This window comes from Microcoleus sp. MOSTC5, assembly GCF_036701825.1.
Classification (GTDB): Bacteria; Cyanobacteriota; Cyanobacteriia; order Cyanobacteriales; family Microcoleaceae; genus Microcoleus; species Microcoleus asticus.
Window position 1 is genome coordinate 162,875 of record NZ_JAUBRK010000003.1, and the last position, 23,891, is coordinate 186,765.

A 23,891-nucleotide genomic window follows, 5' to 3' on the forward strand; every position below is an offset into this window, starting at 1 on the left:
AAATCTAAAATCTAAAATCGCTATGTCCTTCGTTGGTTTGCACATTCACAGCGATTATAGCCTGCTGGACGGGGCGTCTCAGCTACAGCAGCTCGCAGAACGGGCGGTGGAATTGGGGATGCCCGCGATCGCCCTTACAGACCACGGGGTGATGTACGGGGCGATCGAGCTAATCAAAGTTTGCCGAAATAAAAATATCAAGCCGATTATTGGCAATGAAATGTATGTCGTCAACGGCGACATTGAAGTAAAAGTTCGAGGTAGAAGAAAATACCATCAAGTTGTTTTAGCTAAAAATACCCAAGGTTATAAAAACCTCGTCAAACTAACCACAATTTCCCATTTAAAGGGAATGCCAGAAAGAGGTATTTTTGCTCGACCTTGCATCAACAAGGAACTGCTAAAACAATACTGCGAAGGTTTAATTGTCACCAGTGCTTGTTTGGGCGGCGAAGTTCCCCAAATGATTCTGCAAAACAAGCTAGATGCTGCCCGTGAAGTAGCCACATGGTATAAAGAAGTATTTGGGGAAGATTATTATATAGAAATTCAAGACCACGGTTCCCCGGAAGACCGGATTGTTAATGTTGAAATCGTCAAAATTGCCCGCGAACTCAACATTAAAATAATTGCCACCAATGATTCTCACTATATTTCCTGCAACGACGTAGAAGCACACGATGCTTTGCTGTGCATTAACACCAACAAACTGATTGAAGAAGACAAGCGGATGCGCTACAGCGGCACTGAATATCTTAAGTCTGCTATGGAGATGGCGCAACTGTTTCGAGACCATTTGGATGATGAAACAATCAAAGAGGCGATCGAAAATACCCTAGAAGTCGCAAATAAAGTATCGAGATACGAGCTGACAGGAGAAGCTCGGATTCCCACAATTCCAATTCCCCCAGAACATACAGCCGATACTTATGTAGAAGAAATATCCTGGCTGGGACTCTTAGAACGCCTCAAAGCCCGCACCAGAAATGAAATCACCCCAGTCTACAAACAAAGACTAGAATACGAACTGAAAATGCTTCAGCAGATGGGCTTTTCGGAATACTTTTTAGTAGTTTGGGACTACATAAAATATGCTAGAGACAACGATATTCCCGTAGGGCCAGGACGCGGTTCTGCCGCAGGTTCTTTAGTTGCCTACGTCCTCAAAATCACCAATATAGACCCCGTACACCACGGATTACTATTCGAGCGATTTCTCAATCCCGAACGCAAATCTATGCCAGATATTGATAGCGATTTCTGCATAGAAAGGCGGGACGACATGATTAAATACGTTACTGAAAAATATGGTAGCGACCGCGTAGCGCAAATTATCACTTTCAACAGGATGACATCAAAAGCTGTATTGAAAGATGTTGGGAGGGTGTTAGGTATTCCCTACAAAAAAGCCGACGAAATGGCAAAATTAATTCCCGTGTCCAGGGGCAAACCGGAAAAACTTAAAGTGATGATTTCCGATGACACACCTGCACAGGAATTTAAAGACAACTATGAAAATACAATTTGCATAAATGCAGAAACTGGTACTGAAGTCCCCGTTCGTCAGTGGATTGACATGGCAATTCGTATTGAAGGAACCAACAAAACCTATGGGGTTCACGCGGCAGGTGTGGTAATTTCTTCAGAGCCGTTGGATGAACTTGTACCGCTGCAAAAGAATAATGAGGGTGCTGTGATTACCCAATATTTCATGGAAGATTTGGAATTTTTGGGGCTGCTGAAAATGGACTTTTTGGGATTGAAAAATTTAACAACGCTCCAGAAAACTGTTGAATATGTTAAGCAAACCCAAGATATAACCATCGATGCCGAAGCCCTGCCTTCTGAGATGGAACGCAAAGCTCAAGAGACATTTACTAGAATCAAAAAGTTGCCCGCTGATGTAGCCAAAACTTATAAACTTTTAGAAAAAGGAGATTTAGAAGGTATTTTTCAGTTGGAATCTTCCGGAATGCTGGATGTAGTAAAAAAAATCAAACCTTCTTGTCTGGATGATATTTCTTCTATTTTGGCACTTTACCGACCCGGCCCGCTGGATGCAGGTTTGATTCCTCAGTTTATTGACTGCAAGCACGGTAAAACAGTTGAGTACGATCATCCGCTACTAGAACCGATTTTAAAAGAGACTTACGGAACGCTTTGCTTTCAAGAGCAAATTATGCGGATGGCTCAAGATTTGGCGGGCTATTCTTTGGGTCAAGCTGACTTGCTGCGGCGCGCAATGGGCAAGAAGAAAGCTGATGAAATGCAGAAGCAAAAAGAAACGTTTATCGACGGCGCAACTAAGAATGGAGTCAGTCAAAGAATAGCTGATAAACTGTTCGCGCAGATGCTGCAATTCGCCGAATATTGCTTTAATAAATCCCATTCAATGGCCTATGCCTATATCACGTATCAAACTGCCTATTTAAAGGCGAATTATCCTGTAGAATACATGGCTGCACTGCTGACTGCTAACAGGGGCGATCAGGATAAAGTACAGAAATATATTGCCAATTGTCTCAAGCTGGGTATTGAGGTTGAGCCGCCAGATGTTAATAGCTCTCAACTTACTTTTACACCGCTGCCTAAACAGATGACTGGATGTGCAAAAGATAAAATTTTGTTTGGGGTTTCGGCGGTTAAAAATGTGGGAGAAGCGGCAATTGAAAATATTTTGGCGGCGCGGCAGGAAGGGGGTAAGTTTAAATCGCTGCCGGATTTGTGCGATCGCGTAAATCTCCATTCTGTGAACCGCCGTGCTCTAGAAGCTTTAATTCAATGCGGAGCTTTTGACAAAATTGACGACAACCGTCATCAATTAGTAAACGACCTCGAAGGGGTAATGAAATGGGCGCAAGACCGCAAAAGAGATCGAGAAAGCGGGCAAGGTAATCTCTTTGACTTGTTAGGTACGAATAGCTTTGGCAAGTCGGTCAATACCTATGAGTCTGCGCCCAAATCTAAATTGGTCAAAGATTTTGACAAACAGGAGAAATTGCGCTTAGAAAAAGAATTGCTCGGTTTTTATGTATCAGAACATCCCCTAAAGTTTCTGATTCAAGTAAACCAAGACCCCGATGTTGTGACTCTCGAACAGTTAGCAGATAAAAAGGGGAAAGTAGCGGTTATTGTCATGCTCAGCGCTATTAAACTTGTAGTAACAAAAAAAGGCGAGGGGATGGCAATTTTGCAATTAGAAGATTTGACACATCAAATAAAAGCTGTTGTGTTCCCCAAGGCTTACGAACAAGTGAAGCCTTACATTGTAGAGAATGCTATCTTACAGATTAGTGGAAAAATTGAGAAAGATGGGGAGGAAATTCAGATAATTGTAGACACTGCAAAGCCGGTTGAAACAGTACAGGTTACAGAGGAAATCGAGAGGGCGGAACCGGAAATAAACAACCCTTGGCCGGCGGAACCAGTCAACATTGTACGATCGACAAAACCTGTGGAAGTTTTAGAAATGGTGATTGTCAAGCTTACACTGCAGCAAGTACAAGATGGGGAAAAACTCAATGACCTCAAAGCCCTTTTGGAAGAACTTTCCTATGGGGGAGAAGATGCTAGCGTTTCTGTGGGGGGAATTGTTGTCGGTGAATATTCCTGTCAACCTCTTCGCATTAACCGTCAATTGTGGGTGCAAGATGGCGAGGGAACTGTTAGCCGTCTCAAGTCGGCTAAATTTGATGCTTGGGTTTTTCCTCTAGACAATCGCGGGGATGCTGCGGTATTTCGAGAAATGCGATCGCAACTTAATGTACATTCTTGGGCCAGTCATTTACTTGACACTGAAACCGATCGCCTTCACAAGTATCTCAATTATCTCGCCCAATTAAACAGACGCCCGCCAAACTAACACTTCGCCGCCATCGCCACCGGTGACTAAAGTTTGACCGTCAGGACTAAAAGCCACCGGATTGCACCCAGCAAGACTGCACAAACATTCTCCTGTTTGCAGGTTCCAGAGTTTCACCGTACCGTCTCGACTGCCGCTAGCCATAGTTTCGCGATCGGGACTAATCGCCACCGAAATCACCGCATCAGAATGCCCCCTCAAAGTATTAATCAATTCCCCTGTATCGGCATTCCACAATTTAACAGTAGCGTCGGCACTTCCACTGACAATCGTCTTTCCATCTTGACTAAATGCGATCGCATAAACCCAATCTGAATGACCGACAAAAGTCCGTACACTCTCCCCAATACCTACAAGCCACATCTTGATAGTTTTGTCAGCACTGCCGCTGGCAAGCATCATACTTTGAGGGCGAAAACTAACAGATAAAACCTTGTCAGAATGTCCCGACAGTTTTTGAACCAATGCTCCGTTGCGCTGGTTCCACAATTTAATACTCTGGTCGCCGCTAGCACTCGCAATCGCTCCGGAGTCGCAACTAAAAGCCACCGAGTACACGGAGCCGTAGCGGTGACTGTAGGGCGAACCAAAATCGCTGTAAAATTCGCGAATCATCGCCTTTTTATCCAGCTTCCACTCAATGACTTTTCTGTCAAAACTACCGCTAACCATCATTCTCCCATCTGGGCTGATTGCCACAGCATCAACCCTGGCGGAATGGCCGAAAAAAGTATGGATGAATTCACCTGTTTGCAGGTCCCACAGCTTAATTGTTTTATCGTCGCTGGCGCTCGCGAGAATATTGCCTTGAGGATTAATAACAACAGCATTAACCGAGTCTGAATGACCGTGGAGAATGCGCGCGCACCGCCAGTTATTAGACAATAATTTCGGATTGCTAGCGGATGGCGGAACATGAATATTTTGGGCCGGCGCGGCCGATACGGCGGTTGCTGTATTTGGCTGCGAGTTAGTTAAGGGCGAATTTATAGCTATTTTGGTTCGATAATTATAAGAAATTTGAGAGCGGGGATATTGCCCAAATTTTACCAAGTCTTGCAGCACTTCACCAGCGGACTGATATCGATCTTTTACCGAATCTTTGAGCAATTTATTCAAAATAGTTGCTAATTTTTGGCTGACTTTTATGCCTTTTTGCGCCAAGTGCGATCGCCAAATCCATTTGCATTCCAAAGCATCGAACAAATCATTCAGTACCGCCCCAGTTAGCAGGTGAATGCAGGTAACGCCCAAACTGTAAAGGTCGCTCGCCGGATACGCTTTGCCGCTGCGAATTTGTTCGATCGGCGCATAGCCAGCAGTTCCAGTTATCGTCCCTGTTTTCGCCTCAGAAATGCCGGTAATGTGCTTAGCAACTCCAAAATCTACTAGCACAAACTGACCCCCCCTCGCCTTCCCCTGTACAGCAGGGGATTCAGCAACAATTATCCCTTCTATACCAGCAGAAGATTGAGGTAAAGTTGCCCCTCCTTTTTCTTTACCAGGAGTCGAGCTGCCATATCCCGCCGCAGCCCACAAGGTTTGGGGAGTTCTCCGCACAATATTTTCCGGCTTAATATCCCGATGAATCACCTGCTGCTCGTGAACAAATTGCAAAACAGGCAACAAATTGATCAACAATTCCCAAATCTGTTCCTCGCTAAAAGCACCCCGCTGCTGCAACTCCTGAAACAAATTATTTCCCTCGATTAACTCTTCCACAAGATACAGACGTTTGGCTTGTTCAAAAGAAGCCAGCAAACTTGGAATCTGCGGGTGCTCTCCGAGTTCGTGCAACCGGTGAGCTTCTTGTTTGAACAGTGCAGTTGCCTTTTCTAATTCTTCCTTCTCTTGAACTTGGGGGAAAAATTGTTTGATGGCGCAGCGAGTTTTCAACCTATCTTCATCGACAGCTAAAAAAGTTCTGCCAAATGTTCCTTCACCGATAGGTTGAATGGCGCGGTAACGCTCTTTCAGTAGCAATTTAGAGCCGCACGCCAGACAAAAATTGCTTGAGTCGGCATTCTGCGGCTTTTGGCAATGGGGATTGAGGCAATAGCTCATCTTTTTTCCGGCCTGGAGATTCCCACCACAGCTAAACTTAGCAACATGGTAGTCTGTTTCCACTCACGCCCAGAGCACCATTCTCGATAATACCTGAGCAACTGGCTTTCTTAACCCAAAATCTCGGCTCTCAGGTTGAGCCTGTGGCAAGAAACCAAGGTGATGACACTAGAAGTGCTTGATGTGAGTTTCCATATATTCTAATGCTTTCCTAAAATTTTGCAGGTTGGCGGAGCACAAACTGGTATGTCAACATTTAACTGTTAACTGCGGCTATTCGGGAGCTTTTCTGCAGAAAGCAAATACAAAGCTGAGACGATCCCGGCTATTCTCCCCCATCTAGAAGACACTCTTGCTCCCCGCCGCCATTCTGTGAGGATGCTTTGGCTTTAATCACCGCTTCCCTAAAGCCTAAAACTACTAAAATATTGGCAATTGTTAAGAATAATTCCGCAGAACCGTGCAGCCAATCGACATTTGCTAGCGACTCGTTGTAGGCAACTTTTGCGTAAATTGCGGCGGGAATAGTCACAGCCACAAAAACGAGAGTGCCGTAAAATCCCATCAGAGCTAAACGGGGTGTTTTTCCCGATCGAGTCAAAAACCAGAGAAATCCCAAGTATGGAAATAGAGACAGAACAAATAAAGTTTCTTTGGAAATCATTAGTAATTGGTGAGCAACCAGATACTATGATAAATTAAAAAATCCCAAATTAGTGTGAATAATTTTGAACTTTTAATTTTGAGTTTTTAATGTTTAATTCGACAGAGGCACCGGTTGCTCTCGAATCGCTAGAGAATCACCCAAGCCCATAGCTTTTAAGCAAAGCCGCAGTAGGTCGGAAGTATTCAAAACCCCTCACGCACATGGAGACAAAACCCGTCACTCGTCCCCTAACAGCGTTTTTAGCATAACACATTTTCAACCGTGGCAGTCTGTTAATTGTCTCTCACTCCAAAGCTATCGAGCAATTATAAACTGAGACAGTTCCCAAGTTTTCGGTCTGCTAGGCATTAAGCAAGGATGGTTCAAAACCTCTAAATCCAAGCAGCGTTTTCTATCTGCTGCGATAGTTTCCTTCAGCTTAGCATCAAAATCAAAATACGGGCCGCAATCCCAAATTTTGAGTTCCAACCGTCCGTTAAACACCATAATTTCCAGTTTAACAGGAGTTTCAACTGGCAGATGTTTGTGAGCGTGGCGAACTGCATTAGTGAAACCTTCAGCCAAAGCTAACTGAAACTTCCACCAAACCTCATTAGGTATCGATAAATCTTTCAACTGCTCAAACCACTCCAAAACTAGAGTTAAAGCATTCACATCTGTGTTGACTTGCAGGCTAATGTGTTGAACACAACTGTCATGCAGTTCTTGTTCCTGCTGTATTTCATTCTGCCAATCCCAGGTATTTAAGCAATTCATTAACTCATCTAAAAGGCTAGCATTTTTTATATTTTGCGATCGATTGCGACCTTCTACTTCGTAACTTTTGCTCAGGGACAAACAATTTCGACCGTCGAGAGTCCGGGTGTAACTTAGCTCGTCTGCAACCTGCCACATGAGTTTGATCCCCCTGCCGCCCTCTGCAAGTTGATCTATGCTGTTCGACATCTATTTTCCTCGTCTGAAAGTGTTAGCTGTACCCAATTTTATCACCCGCCGAGACACGCGGTATTTTTTTGATACTTCTTGGCTCGGTATTATTTCGGGGGTCACACCAGAATGCTATCTTTTTTACAGAAGGCAACGCATCAGCAATAAGTCTTAAAAGTCTAAGCCAATTGGCTTATTTACCGATCGCCTGTACGGAGAACGATCGCCCTACCCAGCACAATCCAACTGCATCGAGTACAAATACTTATCCGCTGTCGGAGCCAGCCACTTGCTGCAGCCGTCGCAAGCTCCTGAATCCCTGCCATTCAGCGCCGGCTTCCTGCCGTGGGAAGCTGCAAGGGAGCCTGGAAGTGCGCGATCTCATCCCCAAGGCGTAGGTAATATCCGTAAGCGCGAGCGCGATCGAACCTTATACCGTCGAGCCGCGTCAATCCACTAAATTAGGACTTGCGCAAAAAACCCGGTTTCTGCTAAGAATATTGGGTTTGACAGCGAGGAATTAACGAGGAAACTGAGTTTTTAGTGCCCCGCGTGTAAGTCCAGCAGACAAATCGGTGATGAAAGGCAGTTACAGGACTTACCCAGACTATGACCAAAATCAACCTGAAAATTCTCGCTGCAGCAATACTGCTACTCCCATTTTGCGCCGCACTTCCCTTACAAGCTCAAAATCTGTCTCTAGTCAAGCGGCTGCTAGAAACAAGAGGATGTCCCGGATGCGACTTATTTGGCGCTTCCTTGAGCCGTGCAGATTTGTTTGGCGCTTCCTTGAGCCGCGCCACTCTCAGCAGGGCCGACTTAGTTGATGCCGACTTGACTGCGGCTGACTTAATGGAAGCTAATTTAAACAACGCCAACATGAGAAACGCCTTTTTGGCCGACGCCGACCTCAGCAAAGCCGACATGAGCAGGGCCGACATCAGGGGAGCCAACTTAGAAAATGCCAACCTCAGCGAGAGTTTTCTTCGAGACGCATCCCTCCAGTTGGCTAACTTAAAATGCAGTAATTTGAGCGCCGCCAAACTAAGTCGAACCGATCTGAGAAATGCCGATTTAAGCGGTGCAAATCTCACAGGTGCAGACCTCAAAGAAGCCGATTTAAGCGGTGCAAATCTCAGCGGTGCAGACCTGAGATCTGCCGACTTGAGGGATGCGAGATTGAACAAAGCTAATCTCACAGATGCCAATCTTTGCGGTGCCCGGATGCCAAACCAAAAAATATCTCGGCGAGGCTGCGAAGTTAAGAAAGAACAAGCGATAAGCACGAACAATTACTGTAATTACTGCTATGCCTTGAATGACTGGTGGCTTAATGTATTAAGATTCTACTAAGCAGTATCATCGCGATAACTGCTCTGTTTCAGATATGTACTGTTAGAAAGAAGTGCGAGCAGGCGGTACAGATCTCCAACTGAACCTGTTACCGCCAACAGTTTTTATCTAGTTTGAAGAACCTAAAAATTGGCTCACTATTTGCAGATATTCTGCGCCCCCGATATGTGCCACATTAGTGTGGCCTCCATCAGGAACTATGTAAAGCTGTTTGGGCTCAGGTGCTGACTCAAACAGTTTTTTGCTCATTTCCACTGGAACTACATTGTCAGCAGCCCCGTGAATAAACAGTACGGGCATTTGCAGGCGATCGACTTTTGAAAGAGAATCAAACCGCTGTGTCAGCAAAACATCGATCGGAAACATCCAAAACAGCCCTTTTTGGAAATTCACCATCGCTCGTGTCGAAGTAAAAGAGCCTTCTACGATTAACCCCGCCGCCTCCGGGTGACGCACGGCTAGATCGATCGCGATCGCCCCTCCCAAAGAATGACCGTAGATATAAATTTGATTCGGGTTAATCCCCCGCTGTTTCACCAAATAATCCCAAGCAAGTTGAGCATCCTCATAAACCTGAGATTCACTCGGAAAATCGCCCTGGCTTTTTCCATAACCGCGATAATCCATCACAAATACCGACAAACCTAATCGATGAAATCGATGAGCGTGTTCGACATTTGATCCCACATTTGAAGCATTGCCGTGCAGGTACAAAACTACCCCCCCTAACCCCCCCTTGTTAAGGGCGGGAACCCGAGCGACTGCCGGTCTCTCACTTTGCGGGGACGTTCCGACTCCTCTAGCTCCCCCCCTTGGCAAGGGGGGGCTGGGGGGGGTATCCGAGTCTCCGGTGTTAACAGAGGGAACAGCCTCTCCCTTTCTGGCTCCACCCCTTGCTAAGGGGGGGCTGGGGGGATTTTCCGAGGCAGGAATCCACCACCCGTGCACGCTTTCTAGCGCACCTGTTTTAGTTGAAATTGGCAGCCAGACATCTTGATATTTCAACTGAAAATCATCTGGCGTAGTTTCGATCGCGCGCGCGGGAAAAAAGATAAACTTACCTTGTGCTACAAATAGGAATACACAAGCAGCAGAATAAGCAACGGCCAAAACTATCCCAAAAGCTATTAGCGATTTAGACAAAAGGAATACTAGCAACTTGTTCATAGATAGAGCACGCGGGAAATTAGAGATCGCTCAAAAGCTAATGGCAAATGATTAATTCAGACAATTAGCCAAGATCGATTACTAACTTCCGCCGCCGCATTCCGCCGAATTTCAAAAATTAATGCAATTCAGGGTGGTGCAAGTGCCAATTCGTAGACTGTTCGTAAGCGTGAGCCACTTGAAACAGCCGAGATTCTTGCAAAACATTACCAATTAGTTGTATACCCACTGGCAGTCCTTTATCATCAAATCCGCAGGGCAAACTCAAAGCTGGTAAACCAGCAAGATTCACCGGAATAGTCATCAAATCTGACAAATACATACTCAAGGGGTCATTAAATTTTTCCCCTGCCTTAAATGCGGTAGTAGGAGCAGTGGGACAGACTAAAACATCAACTTGAGAAAAAGCTTTTTCAAAGTCTTCTTTAATCAAAGTCCGAACTTTTTGAGCTTTTAGATAATAGGCGTCGTAATATCCAGCAGACAATACGTAAGTACCGATCGCAATCCGGCGTTTAACTTCCGCACCGAACCCTTGAGAGCGAGTTTTGGCATACATATCCAAAAGATTATCGGAGTCTGGAGACCGAAAACCGTATTTGACTCCATCATATCGCGCCAAATTTGCCGAAGCTTCCGAGGGAGCAATAATGTAGTAAGTGGGCAAACCGTAGCGGAACCGGGGACAAGAAATGACTTGAATTTCTGCGCCCAATTGTTGAAATTGCTCGATCGCCTTAGTAACAGCGTCTTTAACCCCCGAGTCCAACCCGACACCAAAAGTTTCTTTAATTACACCAATTCTAATCTGACCCTTCGGTCGCAAACTGGGTCTTAAAGCTTGGGCGTAGTCAGGAATTGGAACATTCAGACTCGTGGAATCTCTCGGATCGTAACCTGCGATCGCCCCCAACAAAATCGCCGCATCCTCAACAGTCCGGCCAAACGGCCCGATTTGATCGAGAGAAGAAGCATAGGCGACCAAACCGTAGCGAGAAACCAATCCATAAGTCGGTTTCAGCCCCACCAAACCGCAAAAAGCAGCAGGTTGGCGGATTGAGCCGCCTGTATCCGAACCCAAACTCACCACACATTCTTCGGCGGCTACCGCTGCGGCAGAACCGCCAGAAGACCCTCCGGGCACGCGCTCCAAGTCCCAAGGATTCGCGGTAACTTGATAGGCAGAAGTTTCTGTCGAGCTCCCCATTGCAAACTCGTCCATATTCGCCTTACCCACAATCACCGCACCGGCTGCTTGGAGTTTCGAGACGACGGTTGCATCGTAGGGAGGCACAAAATTCTCCAAAATTCGAGAGGCGCAGGTTGTGGGAACGCCCTCGGTACACATATTGTCTTTAACGGCGATCGGGATGCCGGCCAACAGGCCAATTTGCTCTCCGGCTGCGATTTGGGCATCCACTTTGTGGGCCTGCGCCAATGCGCTGTCTGCTGTCACGCACAGAAAGCTTTTCAACTTCGGCTCTAGCTGGGTAATTCGGTCTAATGCTTCTTGAGTAATTTCCACAGCCGAGCGTTCTTTATTGACCAGTTGTCGGTGCAACTCGCGGATGGATGCCATGCTCGTACCTTTATCATTTCTACTTTGAGACAATACAGTTAATATAACTGGCAATTGCACGCACTTACAGCTATTCGGCAAAGTCCGCTATTTTTGTGGCTTTGTTCGATCGCGCGATCGATCCTTTTACATACAATAGATTAAATTCCCAAAATCGCACCAGACAAAAAATAGCACTAGAGCTTTTTACCTAATGTTTTAAAAACCAAAGAATGCAACTGTATTAGGACTTAGGCAACAAGTGGTTTGACGTGGCCATTATAAGGGTAAGGCGCGCAAGGCGCAGCCTACATAATTAGGTTCTGCTTCCACAACTGTGTATGCAAGATTAAAATCCTTAGAAAATCACCCATTACGAATTCTTTAATCTAAAACTTAAAAGCAAATTAGCCCTTTCCAAAATTTTAAATTTATCACCCAGGTTGTATTCTACGCAACCAATAATTTAGCGTAAAAAAAACATCAAAAAAATTTTTCTTCCTGATTGTTGCTGCTACCCTTTATAGGGAATATAACCAGGTAATATTGGCAAGATTGCTCCTGAACTCTTACCCCCTTTCGCTAGATACAATTAATCCATGGTTTAAAAGCATATTTAGATATGAAGCGGATTTCAACTTAGATTACCCCCCTGATAGCCCTGAAAAAACTGAAGAAGAAATAGAAACTTATTAGCCAATACGCTTGAGTCAACACTGTTTATTGCCCGGAGATCCCCCTCGTATACCCCCAATCGTTGGGGGGATGCAATATCGAGTTCTTGTTGCCTCCTTGGTTCGGGGGGCTAGCGAGGATCGGGCTTAACTAAACCGTATTGACTTATGAGCAACAAAATATTAGCTTGTGGCTGCAACTTCAAAAAGAATTATCCCCCGATAATGAAGTGCACTACTTTAGCCAAAAATTACGAAAAGTTATCAGTCATCCGACTGAATTAATGGCTGCAGCGTAATTACAGAAAAGATCGAGCTTTTCGCATCCACGCCCATTGTGCCACGGGTCAAAAAGCCGATCGGAAATGTGGGGTTCACAAAAAAGCTCGGAACGCTCACCGCCACGCCGAGGTCTTTGGTTAGGCGCACCTGCAAAAAAACAGCAGTGCTTCCTCACCTGCATCTATCTGCGTGCATCAGCAGCAAAAAAAGCTAGGTATTTGCCCCCACGATCCCCAGGAAAACAATTTCATCCGGAATTATCCCCAAAACCAAAGATATATGGTAAGAAGTTCCCGATGCCCCGTTGGAGGAATGCCACCTAAAGCTCACTTAGAATCCCACCTGACGGCAGAGGAACTCAAAATTCGCTACCGGCAGGCACAAAACACCACAGAGTCGCGCCGCTGGCACTTGCTGCTCTTAGTTTCCCGAAATTGGACTATCAAACAAGCAGCTCAAGTCGTAGGTCTCAACTACGACTACGCCAAAGAAATTGTCCAGCGCTATAACCGAGAAGGCCCTAACTCTGTCAGGAACCGCAGCGGAGACCGCCAGCCCCCTCCTGCGAAATCCTTGCTGAATCCTGAACAGCAAGAAGAACTGCGACAAGCGCTGCAAGGATCTGCCCCCGACGGCGGAGACTGGACAGGCCCCAAAGTAGCTCGCTGGATTGCCGAAAAAATCGGTAGCGATCATGTCTGGCCCCAACGCGGCTGGGATTACCTCAAGCGGTTGGGTGCTGACTGGCGACGGCGGCGCAGAAAGTAGATAGTTCGCAATGTTTAGAGGGGGTTGATTAGCTTCGTGCGATCGCTCCCTTTATTTTGGTTATCTTAGCGCAGTGCCGCGATCGAACGATTTTAGATTTTAGATTTTAGATTTTAGATTTTAGATTTGTTCTCCTATCTAAAATCTTAAACCGTTTGACTGATGTAACAATAGCTGCTTATATTGAATTTGGTTGTGTTGAGGATGTTAAATATGCGAGGGATCAGGCCTTTTTTGTCGATCGCTAACAAGACTTTGGCAGTAGTAGCTGGCATCGGACTGGTTCAGATGTTAACCATCGCAACTTCATTCTCTCAATCATCTAACCCGCGTTCCCTAGACGAACTCTACAAAATTCGCGACCGGCTCGTCAGCGAATTAGAACAGCCCCCCTCTCCCTCCCCAGAACCAACCCTGCTCTCCCGCTTAGTTCCCGTCGTCACCAATCCTCAAGAACAAGTCCTACAGCAGTTGCAGGCGGTGGAAGCTCAAATATTAGTAGAACAGAGGGCTAATGACAACTTACAGCAAGCAGTCCGTTTAGCCAACCGAGCCGTAGAAACTACACGGCAGCAAAATCAGTCGATCGAATCTTCGCAGCAAACTCAATTTTTGTGGCATCAGGCCCTCAACAACTTGCAGGAAGTTCCTCAAAATTCATTTTTAGCTTCCCTCACTGCCTCAAAAACTCAAGAATACCGGGAAAATTTTACAGCAGCAACCTCTCAAGTGCAGCAAGCAAAATCTAATTTTTTGGCTGCGGTTGCCCGGGAAAGCGGTTTGTCTGGGCAAGCTTCGATCGGCATTTGCCACCTTTCTAGAGAGTGCGTGCACCTGCGGGGCGATGTGCCTCCTGTCAGTCCGGCCAGCTTAATTAAATTGCCGATTGCTGTCGCCCTGATGCAAAAAGTCGAAAAAGAAAAAATTAGTCTGAACCAGGAAGTATTCGTCAGTCGCGGTAATTTCACCGAAGACTCATCGGCGAAGATTACGTCCAATCGCAATTACCCGCTACAGCTACTGTTAGAAGAAATGATCTATCGCAGCAGCAATATCGCCACCAATCAACTGATCGATTATTTGGGATCGGATTACATCAATCAATTCTTAGATAATCGCGGCTACGAAGTCACCCGCGTCAACTTCAAATTAATGGGGGAAAAAACTATGCCCACCAACCCCGGTTCTGGTCGCAACCGCGTGACTGCTAACGAACTCACCGAAATGATGGTGCAAATTTACAACGGCGAAACACCCGGTGCTAAACTGTTAATAGAAACTCTCAACCGCCAGTACGATCACGCTCTGGGATTTGCCGCCTTGCAAGGAACTAAAGCTCAGTGGTTGGGGGAAAAAACAGGCCAAAATTCCTGGGTGCTCGGCACAACTTTAGCCATGAGCATTGACGACGAGGCCTATGTGATGACTGTGATTGACAGCCGCAGCAGCGATCTGCAAATGCGCCAGTCTATTTCTAAAATAGCCGATTACATTGTCCGAAACCCCAGCTTTTAACGGCTGGAATATAAAATTTATAGCTGGGGAAAACGCACCGCCCAAACAGTTAAAAAATGCCGCATCAAAAACTCAGTGTTTCCGTCAAAGGCAAAGGGTTTCCGATTCTCTGCTTGCACGGCCATCCAGGTTCCGGTGATTGTATGTCCGTCTTTACAGAACACTTATCAAAGCGGTTCCAGACGATCGCACCTGACTTGCGCGGATATGGCAACAGCCGCACCTCAACTTTCTTTGAAATGACCGACCACCTCCTCGATTTAGAAGCTCTTTTAGACCGATTGGGAGTCGATAGGTGTTTGGTGATCGGATGGTCTTTGGGAGGGATTTTAGCCCTGGAATTAGCCATGAAATATCCCCAGCGAGTCACGGGTTTGATTCTACTTGCATCCGCAGCCAAACCGCGAGGAAGTCACCCTCCCATCTCTTGGCAAGATAACCTTTACACCGGTTTAGCCGGAATTATCAATTGGGCGATACCCGGTTGGCAGTGGAATATTGATACTTTTGGTAGGCGATCGCTCTTTCGCTACTTGATACAGCAGCAGAAAGCCACCCCTTACCGCTACTTAGCACAGGCAGGTACCCCCGCCTACCTCAAAACTTCCAACACGGCCACCAAGGCGTTAAATACCGCTCTCAGGGCCGGATACGATCGACTGATCCACCTCGACGACATTCAATGTCCGAGCTTGGTGTTGGCCGGAGAGGGCGATCGGCACATCACCTCGGCATCGAGTTTAGAAACAGCCCGCCACCTTCACAATTGTCAGTGGCAGTGCTATCCAAATACAGCCCACTTGTTCCCTTGGGAAATTCCCGATCGGGTACTCGCAGACATCGATCGTTGGATTGAGAAATTCCCCCAAGCAGTTGGTAATTGCTAGTCTTAAGTTTGGAGTTTGTCAGCAGCAATTAATCACCCAACAGTCAAGAATTTTGAATTTATATCGTTGCCGTTTACCTCCGAATCATAAATTTCCGAGTGCAGTGCGAGCTTCCCGCTCGCTATCAGCGCTCGCAAGCAATGTATAATTCCGCAGTTACCGGATTTTAATTTACAACTCAAAACTCAAAATTTCCCCTGCTTCTACTGACCGCTCAAAACAGGCCACAGCCCTCCATCAGTCAGCTTTCCCAAATCATCTGCAACCGTCAAAGTAACAGGTTTGCAGCGAAGAATTGAAACACGAAGACCTTCTGCCCCTTCATTTTCTATGTCTTCTACATATCCTGCTTTTGCAGCTTCCGCTTCTGGAGCCGTCAAAAACGGCCCAAAATAGTAAATGCACCGCGGGGCTGAAGTTTTCACTTCAACCCACCAAGCCAATCCGAAAAAATTGAGCAAGCTAATCAAGAATTCTTTCATGTGCTTTTCTAACGTATTTGACGGTGTTTTCAGGGTGCTGCGAACACGCCTAGGCTTTTGTTATTTACACGTGGCTGACTGCTACCAAGAACCTATCCAAACCTATTTAAAGCTGATATCTAAATAGATTGGTATTGAATTCCTGTTTGAACGTAGGGGGAAAGCCCCTTGTACTTTCGCCTGTCCGTAACGAAAGCCGATCGGCTCTCCTTACTTGTTCAAAGTGTGCTGCCGCTCAATTCTGGGCGGCACCCACAATAAACTACTCTGTTGTGCTCTTTTTTTCAAGCACCTTTACGATCAGTGTACGTGAAACTTTTTGGGCCCGCGCTGGCGGTAAATTTCGTATAAAGCCATCCCCGTTGCTACCGAGACATTGAGGCTAGGAGTCTTCCCCCTTAAAGGAATTGAAACTAATCCGTCACAGCCGCGCTGTATCAAAAGGCTCAAACCGTCAGCTTCACCCCCCACCACTAAAACAGTGGGCCCAGAAAACTTGATTGTCTCTACCGAGTCACCCACGCCGGCAGCAGTGCCATAAATCCAGAATCCCGCCTCTTTCAATTCTTCCAGCGCCCGGTTAAGATTGACAACCCTCGCCACTGGCAGGCTTTCCAATGCCCCTGCTGCCACTTTTCTCACTGCCGAGGTAATCCCAACAGCCCGCCGCTGCGGAATCACCATGCCCTGAGCTCCCAATGCTTCTGCGGTGCGAATGATCGCCCCTAGATTGTGGGGGTCGTTGAGTCCTTCTGCCACCACAATTACTGGATCTTCGCAAGCAGACTTAGCGTTTGCGATCAGTTCGCCCAAATCCAGGTATTCGTATGCTGATACTTGAGCGGCTACGCCTTGGTGGTTGGCTTTGCGCGTGATGTAGTCGAGGCGCAAATCGTCAACTTCATCAATGATACTGCCGTTAGCCTTGGCTTCGGTTAGCAAGCTGTGAAAGCGGGGATCGTACCGCAGGTGCGGGACAACCCAGATCCGGTTCAGGACTTGGTTTGTTTCTAAAGCCGCTTGCACCGCATGGCGGCCGTAAATCATGTCGTCTGTGTCTGCGTCTGGTTGCACGACTGTATTTGAGGCAGTGTCAACAGGGCGAGTGTCTCTGTCTTTGTCTCTGTCTCTGAAATGGTTGCCCCGGAATTCCTGCGGGCTGCTGTCTCTGTCTCTGTCTTTGTCTTTGTAATAATTGCCCCGGGATTCCTGCGGGCTGCTGTCTCTGTCTTTGTCTTTGTAATAATTGCCCCGGGATTCCTGCGGGCTGCTGTCTCTGTCTCGGAAATTGTTGCGAACCGGCTGGGGGCTGCTGTCTCTGTCTCGGAAATTGTTGCGAACCGGCTGGGGGCTGCTGTCTCTGTCTCGGAAATTGTTGCGCACTGGCTGGGGGCTGCTGTCTCTGTCTCGGAAATTGTTGCGAACCGGCTGCGGGCTGCTGTCTCTGTCTCTGTCTCTGTCTTGGTAATAATTGCCCCGGGATTCCTGGGGGCTGCTGTCTCTGTCTTTGAAATGATTATTTCTGCGAATTTCCGGTTGGCTGTCGGAATTGGCTCTCCGTTTGAAAATTGCTCGCACGGGCATTTCTCGGGATTGGGGGGCGAAGGTCGATCGCTTTTGAGGCGCATCTACTCCGCGAGTGTCGGGACGGGGCTTGCGTTCAAAGCGGGGAGAGGACGGTTGTGAGTCCTGACGGCGACCTTCGCTTTTGAATGGCTTGCTGTCGGAATTTGAGCGCGAGGAGCTTGGTTTGGTAAATTTTCTCATGGGTTTTTTGTGGCAGTCAAAACGATTTTTGATTTTCGATTTTTGATTTTCGATTGAAGAATTGACGGATCAATCTTGGGGCTTTGAGATTTTAGATTGGCTGGGGAGGAAGCATCGATTGAATAATTGAAGAATTGACGGATCGATCTTGGGGCTTTGAGATTTTAGATTGGGTGGGGAGGGAGCAAGGATTTTGCTGTGCTAAAGTTGCTAATTAATGGCTGATAAATCCTGTTTGCCCGATCGAGATTTTTGCTGTTTTAGGTTTGTCGCCGTGCAAGGGTTGTTAATTAATCCTTCCTCATTCCCAACTCTTAACTGCTAAATCATTTCATTCTCAAGTTCTAAAAGTGCCAAAAGTTCGGTCAATCTTTCGGGATCGGTGAGGTACAAATATCCGATCAAAGTTTCTAAGCTGCTGGCTTGTTGGTATATCTCTGGATCTGCTCGCTTAGAACGGCCCGATGCGGCATTGCGGCCGCGCTTGACAACGGCTAATTCTATACTGTTCAAGTAAGGAGAGATCGATCGCAAGTGACGCGCTTGAGTTTCGGCTCGTACTTGCCCCACCACCAATTCATGATAAGCTTGCAATCTTCTGGGCGGCATTAAATACAAACTCCGAATGTAGAGTTCGTATACTGCATCCCCCAAATATGCCCAGGCTGCGGGCGAAATTCTTTCTATTTCTGCTGGTGTCGCCCTCGCAGGATGCACTCGATTTAAACTGATATCCGTCAGACTCAGTTTGAGCCCGTCATCTGCGATCGGCAACATACTTTTTTAAATAAAACTTCCGCACAGCTTGGTTTTTCTAGTCACTGACTTATTTCGTCTTTCGTCACTTCAGCAATTATAGCTTTCACAGGAGTGTTCGCTCTCAGAGCACGAAGCGAGATATACAGGCAAAGCTTTGCGCGACGCTCGCAGTCCTAAAAAAGGCTTTTTACACTCATCGGGATGCTCTACTTCTTATACCATTTTTCCGCATTTTTGCAACACATATTTTACTGCCCTGCCACCGGAGTTCAAAGCATAGGGGGAAATAGCGGCAAGACTTGTCGCAGCTTCTGGGAAAATCGGTATTGCTTTACCAGCACAAAAATAAAAATTTGCTATCCAGCGCTGAGAACCGGATAGCTAATTTAGTCCACTTTGGCGTCAAGCATCCTTGACGTTTTTTACCGCCTCATCAACCGAAGGCTGCAAAGACAAAAATTTCTCTAAGCGAACCAGTTTAACAGTCTGAGTTACGCGGGGATTTGAGACAATTTGCAATGTCCCCTCCAAGGTTTGGGCTTTTTTGACAAGTTGCACAAGCGCACCCAAGCCTGAACTATCCACAAAGTCTATCTGAGACAAGTCCAAAATTACGTGTTTTGGGCCCTCGTCAATACATTTGCTCAGTACCTTCCGAAAAGTTGCCTCAGAAAAAGCGTCCAGCAGGCCAGTCAAGCGAAATAACTGATAGTTATTCTTGACTTCGCGAGTGCCTCTGAGGCTAACGGTCAGGGTCAATGACTCAGGAATGACACCCTCCTAGCTAGATATGGCTTAAAGTCGAGGCTTCATTATAGGAGTTTTTTGGTCTTTTGTCTACAGTTTTTTTAGTCAGCGGTTTTTAGTTTTTTTTTGAGGCAGCAGTCATTAGCGGACTGCTGACTGCTGACTGATGACTGCTGACTAAGAGACTACTTTCTGCTGGCTACTTTCTGATTGTCTCGCATTGACTGCACGAATCGATCGAACAAATAGTCAGCGTCGTGCGGGCCGGGACTGGCTTCTGGGTGGTACTGGACTGAGAACAGCGGCAGAGTTTTGTGCTTCAATCCGGCTACGGTGCGATCGTTCAAATTGAGATGAGTAATTTCTACTTCGGGGACTAGGGAATCGGGGTCGATCGCAAAACCATGATTTTGGCTAGTAATTTCTACTTGCTGAGTTAAACCGGCTGGATGATTCAATCCCCGGTGGCCGAACTTAAGTTTAAAAGTTTCTGCACCCAAGGAAAGTCCCAAAATCTGGTGTCCCATGCAGATGCCGAATACGGGTTTGTCCGACTTTAACAAAGCTTTCGCAGTCGCGATCCCTTCCGTTACCGCCGACGGATCTCCGGGGCCATTGGACAGAAAAATGCCGTCCGGGTTGTATTTGAGGATTTCCTCTGGCGACGTGTCAGCAGGTACAACGATGACCCGACACCCGTAACTCGCCAGACGCCGCAGGATGTTGCGCTTGATCCCAAAGTCTAGCGCCACCACCGTCCACATTTCGCCGCTAGCAGGTTTGACTGTAGGACTGAACTCCCAAACCGAGTCCGTGGCTTCAGACCACTCGTAAACCTTGCGGGTGCTGACTTCCTGAACCAGATTCAGCCCGTCCATGCTGGGGGCATCTTGCACTTGCTCCAAAAGCTCCGCCTGGTCGAGAATCGCGGTCGAAATGCCGCCGTTGATCGCTCCCACCGTGCGAATTTTGCGAGTGAGGGCGCGGGTGTCGATGCCGTAAATTCCGGGGATATCGTACTGTTTCAGGTAGTCTTGCAGAGATTGCGAGCAGCGCCAGTTGCTGGGGCGGCTGCATACGTTCCGGGCGATCGCACCCCGAATTTGCGGGCGCGAGGATTCTTCGTCTTCGAGATTTACCCCGGTATTGCCCAATTCTGGATAAGTAAAAGTTACAATTTGCCCACAATAGCTGGGATCTGTCAAGACTTCTTGGTAGCCCGTCATTCCGGTATTGAATACTACCTCCCCGACGACGGTAGCGTTAGCGCCAAAGGACCAGCCGCGGTAAGCAGTACCGTCAGCCAGGACTAGGAGAGCGGGTTGTGCAGTTGAAAGTGACATGGCATCCTTAATTACTTTCGTTTGGTTTAATTCTTACCACTGCCAGAGATTTGATGCTAGCCGGCAAGATACAAATATTATTTTAATTTGTGCAAGAGTTCGGTAAAGCAAGGCACTTATGCCGGAGGCAGAAGCAACAGGTAATCAAAAAGCTGCAACAAGTGCAAATTGTCCCACTCCTCACCCCCGGCATCTTCTACTCTCTCCATCTCCCTCTCGACCAGCAATTTATCTACCAGCAGCTTGTGAGGGCGGGCGGAAAGTCAAATCTATACCAAAAGGCAGTTGTCGCTGTTACGATCGAGCTACACCGTTTAATCAAACTATGGCTAGCAAATCTCCCTTGCCTTTACTCTCAAACTTATACAAGCATCTACTGAACGCTCAAAACCTGCGCCAACCGTTACTGGTGTTAACAACAGTTATTTCTCTGAGCAGTTCAATTTTAGTAGGGACTGTTGCCAACTCCTCGCGAGCAGTGGCTCAAGAAAGTGAGGGATGCTTCATGCGCAGCTCCTCAGGCCGAACCCTCAACCTCAGCCAATCAGTTTGCGGTTTTCTCCCCGAAGCATTGAATCCCGCTACTTCGCCCGCGGCGGCCAAGTCAGGAGTATTTCAGGCAAAAATCAAACGCCGAGAGGCTAATATCCCCGTCATAGAAGTCACATTTAACGGCAAACAAAAGTTCGAGATGATGGTAGATTCTGGAGCTAGTGGCACAGTAATTACACCAGCAATGGCTAAAGCCTTGGGCGTTGTTCTTCAGGGAACAGTGCAAGCACAAACTCCGAACGGAGTTGCTACTTTTCCCCTCGGTCGCCTGACTTCTATTGAAGCTGGGGGCCTGGCAGTTCAAAATGTAGTTGTTGCCATCTCGCCATCCCTAGATATCGGACTTTTGGGTCACGATTTTTTTGGTAATAAAGACATAACGATTAAGCAAGATGTGATTGAATTTCGACCGCGCTCTTAAAAAGAGGGAAGAAGGAAGAAGGAAGAAGGAAGAAGGAAGAAGGATTTTTTTTACTAACCAACAAGAAGAGAAGAGAGAAAAAAGTTTCCCAACTTGAAAAAGTATGAATGCAGAAGGCTGAGTTTTAGATGGTTAGATCGGGAAGATTTTGGCATTCTAAATTTTTCTTTACTTCTTCCCTCTTCCCTCTTCCTTCTTCCTTCTTCCTTCTTCCTTCTTCCCTCTTCCTTCATTTCAAAAACTCAATCAACTGCTGCAACTTCAACCAAGATTCGCCGCTCAATAAAATGTCCTTAGCCAGAGAAACTCCTGCTGCGTGAGAACCCATAGGAATTGCACCTCCCACCTGAAAAGCCAAAGACGCATTCAAAGCTACAACATCCATTTGTGCTCGCGTACCTTTGCCTTGCAAAACGTTGCGCAAAATCTCGGCGTTTTCCTCAACATTTCCGCCTTTTAACGAGCCGATCGCACTTGGTGTCAATCCTACCTTTTCAGGATCTAAAGTAGTGAGTTCGACTTTGCCATCCGACAAAACCGCCAAATCAGTCACATCACCCAAACCCGCCTCGTCCAATTTTTCTCTGCCGTGAACGACTACAGCTAACTCAGTCCCCAACTCGCCCAAAGCTTGAGCAATAGTTGATACCAGACTGGGATCGAACACCCCAATTACCTGCCCTGTAGGGCGCATAGGATTGACAAGGGGCCCTAAAAGGTTAAAAACAGTGCGCACCTTCAAAGTGCGCCTGAGCGACGCTACAGCCTTAAGTGCTGGATGCCACCCCGGCGCAAATAAAAAGGTGATACCCACGGAGTCTACCGCAGCTCTTACCTTCGCGCCATCGGCGTTGAGGTTGACTCCGAGTGCTTCCAACACGTCAGCAGAGCCCACTTTGCTCGATGCCGATCGATTTCCGTGTTTGGCAACTCGAACTTTGCCCGCGGCGGCCACAAAAGCTACAGCAGTGGAAATGTTAAACGTGGAAGCGCCGTCGCCGCCAGTGCCGCAAGTATCAATTAATTGGAGATTGGAGATTGAGGATTTGGGATTGAAAACGCTCTCGGATTCGCCTGCAAGCGACTGAGAATGCAATACCTGAGCCATTCCTGCCAATTCTTGGGCAGAGATGCCTTTGGCTTGGAAGGCCACTAAAATTGCTCCTGAAAGGACGGGGGGAATAGCTTCTGCTAGCCATCCCTGCATCAAGTCGGCTGCTTGGGCGCGTGAGAGAGATTGTCTGTCTAACAGTTGTTCCAGCAGGGCCGGCCACAGAGGAGAATCCGCCGTGTGGGTTGAAGCAGGAGATAACTCTGGCGTTGCTAGTAGAGGGGAATCTGTCATTTATTAGTTCTAGTCAAATTTAGCCCGATCGAGCTTTTCGGCCAAACCGAGAATCGATCGGGATTTTACCAGACTTGCCGACCAAATTTTGCGCACCTGCACCCAGATTTTTGCCCAAATGCCAGCAGCGCAACAGAATTTGTCCCCCCGCAGCAGCCGAATATGAATTTTTTGATACAACAATTACCCTATTGTTGTGCCAACTTTACAGAGAAACCCCCGATCGTACAACTGCCAGCAGTCTGCTGTATTATCTATCAGAAAGAATACTTAACAGTAACTCAGAGCACCCAAAGACCGATAAAAGTTTCCGACAGGAGTTGTGGAGACCAAAAAATTTTAGACATTAGGGAGCCCCAGATTCATCTGTGGAGTCAATTCTTTAATCTAAAATCTCAAATCTCAAATCGACTGACAGCACGGACAGGGAGCGTTTAGCTCATACAGGCAGGTTAGTTGTCTTGGGTAAGAGTCGATCGCACTCTCCCCCAAATCATAAAAATAGACTTTTGCGGTTCTAGAAGTCCCTAATTTTTATTGTAACAACAGCCTTGCCGCTAATTTATATCAGGGTATTCAACTGCTAATATATTTCAGGGAGATTTCAACGAGCGGGTTTTCTTCCGATACCTGCACCGCAGGCCGATCGATTTGGCGATCCGATTGTGACAGCCAGTCACGGCTCAAAGAAAGACAGACCGGATAAACTAAACTTCGATCTGCAACAACTAACAACTAACAGCCCTGTATG

Annotated in this window: 19 protein-coding genes; 6 read left to right on the forward strand and 13 right to left on the reverse strand. The window is 46.9% G+C overall.

Annotated features, from left to right (window positions below; genetic code table 11):
• The first annotated feature begins 22 nt into the window (after positions 1-22).
• Entirely contained in the window at positions 23-3,862 is a 3,840-nt protein-coding gene (locus QUA54_RS02505) for a DNA polymerase III subunit alpha (protein WP_333413012.1), read from the forward strand.
• Here the strand turns inward: QUA54_RS02505 and QUA54_RS02510 are convergent.
• The 4 genes from QUA54_RS02510 to QUA54_RS02525 form a co-directional block, all read right to left on the reverse strand.
• Positions 3,839-5,926: a protein kinase domain-containing protein gene (locus QUA54_RS02510; RefSeq protein WP_333413013.1), complete on the reverse strand. Its 2,088-nt coding sequence runs from the start codon at positions 5,924-5,926 to the stop codon at positions 3,839-3,841. The genes QUA54_RS02505 and QUA54_RS02510 overlap by 24 nt on opposite strands.
• 325 nt (positions 5,927-6,251) lie before the next feature.
• Complete coding sequence (locus QUA54_RS02515; protein WP_172186139.1) at positions 6,252-6,590, reverse strand: DUF3593 domain-containing protein; 339 nt, start codon at positions 6,588-6,590, stop codon at positions 6,252-6,254.
• Between the two features lie 297 nt (positions 6,591-6,887).
• A complete protein-coding gene (locus QUA54_RS02520) occupies positions 6,888-7,538 on the reverse strand; it encodes an ATP-binding protein (protein ID WP_333413015.1) in 651 nt (216 codons plus the stop codon).
• Positions 7,539-7,717: 179 nt separating this feature from the next.
• Positions 7,718-7,846, reverse strand: coding sequence for a hypothetical protein (locus QUA54_RS02525; RefSeq protein WP_333413017.1), 129 nt, complete (start codon positions 7,844-7,846; stop codon positions 7,718-7,720).
• Between the two features lie 283 nt (positions 7,847-8,129).
• Here QUA54_RS02525 and QUA54_RS02530 point away from each other — a divergent pair, with 283 nt between their 5' ends.
• Positions 8,130-8,873, forward strand: a complete 744-nt coding sequence (locus QUA54_RS02530) for a pentapeptide repeat-containing protein (protein WP_333192045.1) — start codon at positions 8,130-8,132, stop codon at positions 8,871-8,873.
• A gap of 108 nt (positions 8,874-8,981) precedes the next feature.
• On the opposite strand, the gene QUA54_RS02535 is transcribed toward QUA54_RS02530, so the two are convergent.
• Complete coding sequence (locus QUA54_RS02535) at positions 8,982-10,040, reverse strand: alpha/beta fold hydrolase (RefSeq protein WP_333413018.1); 1,059 nt, start codon at positions 10,038-10,040, stop codon at positions 8,982-8,984.
• Positions 10,041-10,158: 118 nt separating this feature from the next.
• Positions 10,159-11,619, reverse strand: coding sequence for an Asp-tRNA(Asn)/Glu-tRNA(Gln) amidotransferase subunit GatA (gatA, locus tag QUA54_RS02540; protein WP_172186143.1), 1,461 nt, complete (start codon positions 11,617-11,619; stop codon positions 10,159-10,161).
• Between the two features lie 1,247 nt (positions 11,620-12,866).
• Here gatA and QUA54_RS02545 point away from each other — a divergent pair.
• From QUA54_RS02545 to QUA54_RS02555, 3 genes are all read left to right on the forward strand, one after another.
• Positions 12,867-13,322: a helix-turn-helix domain-containing protein gene (locus QUA54_RS02545; RefSeq protein WP_015176621.1), complete on the forward strand. Its 456-nt coding sequence runs from the start codon at positions 12,867-12,869 to the stop codon at positions 13,320-13,322.
• A gap of 213 nt (positions 13,323-13,535) precedes the next feature.
• A complete protein-coding gene (locus QUA54_RS02550) occupies positions 13,536-14,837 on the forward strand; it encodes a serine hydrolase (RefSeq protein ID WP_333413020.1) in 1,302 nt (433 codons plus the stop codon).
• A 56-nt stretch (positions 14,838-14,893) separates the two neighbouring features.
• A complete protein-coding gene (locus QUA54_RS02555; protein WP_333192053.1) occupies positions 14,894-15,724 on the forward strand; it encodes an alpha/beta hydrolase in 831 nt (276 codons plus the stop codon).
• Between the two features lie 203 nt (positions 15,725-15,927).
• On the opposite strand, the gene QUA54_RS02560 is transcribed toward QUA54_RS02555, so the two are convergent.
• The 5 genes from QUA54_RS02560 to carA form a co-directional block, all read right to left on the reverse strand.
• Complete coding sequence (locus QUA54_RS02560) at positions 15,928-16,206, reverse strand: DUF1816 domain-containing protein (RefSeq protein ID WP_333413023.1); 279 nt, start codon at positions 16,204-16,206, stop codon at positions 15,928-15,930.
• 300 nt (positions 16,207-16,506) lie between these two features.
• Positions 16,507-17,973: a 23S rRNA (guanosine(2251)-2'-O)-methyltransferase RlmB gene (gene rlmB, locus QUA54_RS02565; protein ID WP_333413025.1), complete on the reverse strand. Its 1,467-nt coding sequence runs from the start codon at positions 17,971-17,973 to the stop codon at positions 16,507-16,509.
• A gap of 321 nt (positions 17,974-18,294) precedes the next feature.
• Positions 18,295-18,750, reverse strand: a complete 456-nt coding sequence (locus QUA54_RS02570; RefSeq protein ID WP_172186149.1) for a Mini-ribonuclease 3 — start codon at positions 18,748-18,750, stop codon at positions 18,295-18,297.
• 384 nt (positions 18,751-19,134) lie between these two features.
• The gene (locus QUA54_RS02575) at positions 19,135-19,491 is read right to left on the reverse strand and encodes an STAS domain-containing protein (protein WP_172186150.1); all 357 of its coding nucleotides are present in this window, start codon (positions 19,489-19,491) and stop codon (positions 19,135-19,137) included.
• Positions 19,492-19,664: 173 nt separating this feature from the next.
• Positions 19,665-20,822: a glutamine-hydrolyzing carbamoyl-phosphate synthase small subunit gene (gene carA, locus QUA54_RS02580; protein ID WP_333413028.1), complete on the reverse strand. Its 1,158-nt coding sequence runs from the start codon at positions 20,820-20,822 to the stop codon at positions 19,665-19,667.
• A gap of 118 nt (positions 20,823-20,940) precedes the next feature.
• On the opposite strand from carA, the gene QUA54_RS02585 reads away from it, so the two are divergent.
• The gene (locus QUA54_RS02585) at positions 20,941-21,795 is read left to right on the forward strand and encodes a retropepsin-like aspartic protease (RefSeq protein ID WP_333413030.1); all 855 of its coding nucleotides are present in this window, start codon (positions 20,941-20,943) and stop codon (positions 21,793-21,795) included.
• A 229-nt stretch (positions 21,796-22,024) separates the two neighbouring features.
• Here the strand turns inward: QUA54_RS02585 and trpD are convergent, their stop codons facing one another.
• Both trpD and QUA54_RS02595 read right to left on the reverse strand, forming a co-directional pair.
• The gene (trpD, locus tag QUA54_RS02590; protein ID WP_333201415.1) at positions 22,025-23,140 is read right to left on the reverse strand and encodes an anthranilate phosphoribosyltransferase; all 1,116 of its coding nucleotides are present in this window, start codon (positions 23,138-23,140) and stop codon (positions 22,025-22,027) included.
• Positions 23,141-23,149: 9 nt separating this feature from the next.
• Positions 23,150-23,320 (reverse strand): hypothetical protein, encoded by a 171-nt coding sequence (locus QUA54_RS02595; RefSeq protein WP_333192069.1) that lies wholly within the window; start codon positions 23,318-23,320, stop codon positions 23,150-23,152.
• Positions 23,321-23,891: the final 571 nt, after the last annotated feature.

Bases quoted from the DNA above. Each gene is read 5' to 3' on its own strand.
- gatA (WP_172186143.1), bottom strand. From the start codon at position 11,619: ATGGCATCCATCCGCGAGTTGCACCGACAACTGGTCAATAAAGAACGC.
- QUA54_RS02525 (WP_333413017.1), bottom strand. From the start codon at position 7,846: ATGGCAGGGATTCAGGAGCTTGCGACGGCTGCAGCAAGTGGCTGGCTC.
- trpD (WP_333201415.1), bottom strand. From the start codon at position 23,140: ATGACAGATTCCCCTCTACTAGCAACGCCAGAGTTATCTCCTGCTTCA.
- QUA54_RS02570 (WP_172186149.1), bottom strand. From the start codon at position 18,750: ATGTTGCCGATCGCAGATGACGGGCTCAAACTGAGTCTGACGGATATC.
- QUA54_RS02560 (WP_333413023.1), bottom strand. From the start codon at position 16,206: ATGAAAGAATTCTTGATTAGCTTGCTCAATTTTTTCGGATTGGCTTGG.
- QUA54_RS02585 (WP_333413030.1), top strand. From the start codon at position 20,941: ATGCCGGAGGCAGAAGCAACAGGTAATCAAAAAGCTGCAACAAGTGCA.
- carA (WP_333413028.1), bottom strand. From the start codon at position 20,822: ATGTCACTTTCAACTGCACAACCCGCTCTCCTAGTCCTGGCTGACGGT.
- QUA54_RS02505 (WP_333413012.1), top strand. From the start codon at position 23: ATGTCCTTCGTTGGTTTGCACATTCACAGCGATTATAGCCTGCTGGAC.
- QUA54_RS02530 (WP_333192045.1), top strand. From the start codon at position 8,130: ATGACCAAAATCAACCTGAAAATTCTCGCTGCAGCAATACTGCTACTC.
- QUA54_RS02550 (WP_333413020.1), top strand. From the start codon at position 13,536: ATGCGAGGGATCAGGCCTTTTTTGTCGATCGCTAACAAGACTTTGGCA.
- QUA54_RS02545 (WP_015176621.1), top strand. From the start codon at position 12,867: ATGCCACCTAAAGCTCACTTAGAATCCCACCTGACGGCAGAGGAACTC.
- QUA54_RS02510 (WP_333413013.1), bottom strand. From the start codon at position 5,926: ATGAGCTATTGCCTCAATCCCCATTGCCAAAAGCCGCAGAATGCCGAC.
- QUA54_RS02515 (WP_172186139.1), bottom strand. From the start codon at position 6,590: ATGATTTCCAAAGAAACTTTATTTGTTCTGTCTCTATTTCCATACTTG.
- QUA54_RS02555 (WP_333192053.1), top strand. From the start codon at position 14,894: ATGCCGCATCAAAAACTCAGTGTTTCCGTCAAAGGCAAAGGGTTTCCG.
- QUA54_RS02520 (WP_333413015.1), bottom strand. From the start codon at position 7,538: ATGTCGAACAGCATAGATCAACTTGCAGAGGGCGGCAGGGGGATCAAA.
- rlmB (WP_333413025.1), bottom strand. From the start codon at position 17,973: ATGAGAAAATTTACCAAACCAAGCTCCTCGCGCTCAAATTCCGACAGC.
- QUA54_RS02535 (WP_333413018.1), bottom strand. From the start codon at position 10,040: ATGAACAAGTTGCTAGTATTCCTTTTGTCTAAATCGCTAATAGCTTTT.